This is a genomic window from Streptacidiphilus pinicola, assembly GCF_003258295.1.
Lineage (GTDB): Bacteria > Actinomycetota > Actinomycetes > Streptomycetales > Streptomycetaceae > Streptacidiphilus > Streptacidiphilus pinicola.
Map to the genome: position 1 here is coordinate 1 of NZ_QKYN01000146.1, position 3,351 is coordinate 3,351.

Sequence of the window (3,351 nt, forward strand, 5' to 3'; positions counted from 1 at the left end):
GGTTGGTGGATGTGGCGGCGGAGGAAGAAGGGGGTGGGGTGAGCGCGGTTGCGGATCATGCGGGGGTGGCGTGGCATGGAAGCCTGGTGGTCCGCACCTGGCGGTGTGTGGGAGAGGAGCCGAGAGATGGGGGACCGTGCTCCGTCCCGGCCCGCGCGGCTGAGGGCGAGGGCTGGTCGGCTGCTGCTCCTGCTGCCTGTCGCGCTGATGGCGCTCATCGCCACCACGGACATCCTCGCCCCGGCGGACATCCACCTCGGGCCGCTCCTGGTGGTCGCGCCCGCCATCACCGCGTCGTTCGCCGGGGCGCGCGCCACGGCGGCCATCGGCGCCCTGGCCGTCATCACCCTCGTCAGCATCGGGGCCGCCAGAGGCGTGCTGACGACCGAGAACCTCGAAGTGCAGATCGCCTCACTCCTCATCATCGGGGTCTTCATCGTCGTCTTCGCAGCCCTGCAGGAACGCCGCGGCCTCGAACTCGAACGGGCCAGGACGGTGTCCGAGGCGACGCAACGCGTGCTGCTGCGACCGCTGCCGACACGGGCCGGGCCGCTGCTGATCGCGTCCGAGTACCACGCGGCGACGGTCGGCGCACACATCGGTGGGGACCTGTACGCCGCCGCGCGGACGCAGCTGGGAACGCGGCTCGTCATCGGCGACGTGCGGGGCAAGGGACTGGAGACCCTCGGGGACGCCGCCCTGCTGCTCGGTGCCTTTCACGCCGCGGCGCACCGGCAGGCACCGCTGCCCGAGCTCGCGGCGTCGCTCGAGGACAGCGTCAGTTGGGGGCTGGCCGAGGTCGCTGCCAGCGACGAGGCGGTGGGGGCGGACATCGGCGAGCGGTTCGTGACCGCCGCGATCGTGGACATCCTGGACGACGGGCCGCTGCTGAATCTGATCAACTGCGGGCACCCGCCTCCCCTGCTGTTGCACCAGGGAACGGCAGCTCTGCTGGAGGTCGACGACCAGTGTCCGCCGATGGGCCTGGGGCTCGGGCCGCAGGACGCGGCCTACCCCGTCACCGAGTTCCAGTTCGAACGCGGGGACGTGCTGCTGCTCTACACCGACGGCCTGATCGAGGCTCGGGACGGGTACGGCAGGTTCTATCCGCTCCAGGAACGGGTCGAAGCACTGGTGGCCGCGAACGGCAGCACGGGCCGACCGGCCTCGCCGGCGGAGCTGCTGCGGCGGCTCATGGACGACCTCCAGCAGCACCTGGGCGGCCCCGTGCAGGACGACACGGCCGTGATCGCCGTGACCCGGTCGGACGAGGAGTCGGGCGCGCCCTGAGTCTGACTGGTCGAGGGAGGCGTCACCTGCCTCGCTCGGTCACGGCTGTTGTCACCACTCGGGCCAACAAAACTCGGGCAACCAACCGGCTGCTCAAGGCCGGCGCTTCACCTGGCGGGTGATGGCCGCCGTGCGTATCACCAGGGCACCACGCCGGCGTCGTCGAAGAACTGGCCGGTCGGGCCGTCGTCGGGCAGGGTCGCGAGTTTGATGGCGATCGCCGCGCCCTGTTCGGGGGTGCGCACGCCGCGGAAGCCGTTGAGGTCGGTCGCGACGTAGCCGGGGCAGCCGGCGTTGATCAGGATGTTCGTGCCGCTCAGCTCCCGGGCGTACTGGAGGGTGACGGCGTTCAGGAACGTCTTCGACGGCGCGTACGCCACGGCCACCGGACCCGCCGTCTGCTCTTCAGCGGGTCCTGATTGGCGGGTGAGGGAGCCGACACTGCTGGACATGTTCACGATCCGCGGCGAGGCAGAGCGGCGCAGCAGCGGCATCATGGCGTTGGTGACGCGGATGACGCCGATCACGTTGGTCTCCACGACCGTCCGGATGGTGGTGGGATCGACCTGAGTGGGCTCCTGCGGCATGCCGCCGGTGATGGCGGCGTTGTTGACGAGCACGTCGAGGCGCCCGGCCTGTTCCTCGATGAGCCGTGCGGCGGCAGTCGCGCTCGCGTCGTCGGTCACGTCCAGTGGTACGCCGAATGCGTCGACGCCGGCCGCGCGCAGCCTCTCCACCGCGGCCCCACGGCGCTGGTGGTCGCGAGCGCCGACGCCGACGCTCCACCCGAGGGCGCCCAGGCCCGCGGCGATCTCGTAGCCGATTCCCTTGTTCGCGCCGGTGACCAGCGCAATCGTTCGTTCGCTCATGGGGATCATGCTGCCCTCGGCTCCCGGCTGAGGTCCAAGACCGATCGGGTGGGTACCGATACCCTCCGGGTATTGATCCGGGATAGCGTGGCCGCATGGAGACCCGGGAACTGCGGTATTTCGTCGCCGTCGCCGAAGAGCTGCACTTCGGGCGCGCCGCACAGCGCCTCGGGATCGCGCAACCACCGCTGTCACGAGCAATCCAACAGCTCGAACGCCGGCTCGGGGCCGTGCTGCTGGATCGGACCAGCCGCACCGTCAAGCTGACCGAGGCCGGCTCGGTGCTGTGGATCGAGGGCCGGGCGGCCCTGGAGGCGGTCGACGCCGCTGAGCGCCGGACCCGCCGCGCCGCCCTGTCCGTGACCGGCCGTCCTGGCCTGGCTCTGGTCACGAAGGCCAGCGCGGCCCGCGAACTGCTGGCGAGACTTCTCGACGCTTACGCCGCCGAGCCCGGCACGGTCCCCGTCGAGGTCATCCTGTGCGGGCCGGGGGAGCAGGGACGGCTCCTGCGCGAGGGCCGGGCCGATGTGGCGCTGCTGCACCGGCCGTTCGACTCGACGGCCGGGTTCCACACCGAGGAGCTGAGCACGGAGGGCCAGGTTGCGGTCCTGCCGGCCGGGCATCCGCTCACTGCCCGGACCCATGTGCACATGGCCGATATCACCGGGCTGCCGGGCCTGCCCCTGCCACGCTGGCCCGACCCCGACGGCACCTACCCGCCCGGCCCCGGCCCGCAAGTCCGCGACCACGCGCAGTTGTTGCAGCTCGTCGCACTCGGCCGTGCTTGCGCGGTCTCACCGGAGTCGTGCCGAGCCCAACTGCCCAGTGACCTCGCGGCCGTGCCCGTGCTGGACGCGCCGACAGTCACCACCGTGATCGCCTGGCCGCCGCACAGCCGGTCCAGAGCCGTTGCCGACCTCGTCCGGACCGCGACACGTCTCCAGTAGGTCCAACTTGCGCGGCCAGGTTCCTCCTTTCGTGCCCCGGCTCATCCTGGGGGAGGGTTCCGGGAAGGGGGTGGTGACAGACATCGCGACCAGTCACACCGAGACAGAAGTCAGGTGACCGGGCGACCCCTGGCGTGTTCGCTCGCATGTTCGATTCAGGGGAGTACTCTCGTTCCATGGGCCTCTCCACATCGCTCCAGGCTTCTCTCTTCGACGAGGTCGAGGAGACGCGTCTCCGGCCGCTG

At 70.9% G+C, this 3,351-nt stretch carries 3 protein-coding genes; 2 read left to right on the forward strand and 1 reads right to left on the reverse strand.

Annotated elements, in window-relative coordinates:
* The first annotated feature begins 126 nt into the window (after positions 1-126).
* Positions 127-1,290: a PP2C family protein-serine/threonine phosphatase gene (locus tag DN069_RS31695; protein ID WP_111506684.1), complete on the forward strand. Its 1,164-nt coding sequence runs from the start codon at positions 127-129 to the stop codon at positions 1,288-1,290.
* Between the two features lie 137 nt (positions 1,291-1,427).
* Here the strand turns inward: DN069_RS31695 and DN069_RS31700 are convergent, their stop codons facing one another.
* Positions 1,428-2,159, reverse strand: coding sequence for an SDR family NAD(P)-dependent oxidoreductase (locus DN069_RS31700; RefSeq protein WP_111506687.1), 732 nt, complete (start codon positions 2,157-2,159; stop codon positions 1,428-1,430).
* 95 nt (positions 2,160-2,254) lie between these two features.
* Between DN069_RS31700 and DN069_RS31705 the strand changes: the two genes are divergently transcribed.
* On the forward strand, positions 2,255-3,106 hold the full coding sequence (locus DN069_RS31705; RefSeq protein WP_111506685.1) for a LysR family transcriptional regulator: 852 nt from the start codon (positions 2,255-2,257) through the stop codon (positions 3,104-3,106).
* The last annotated feature ends 245 nt before the right edge of the window (positions 3,107-3,351 follow it).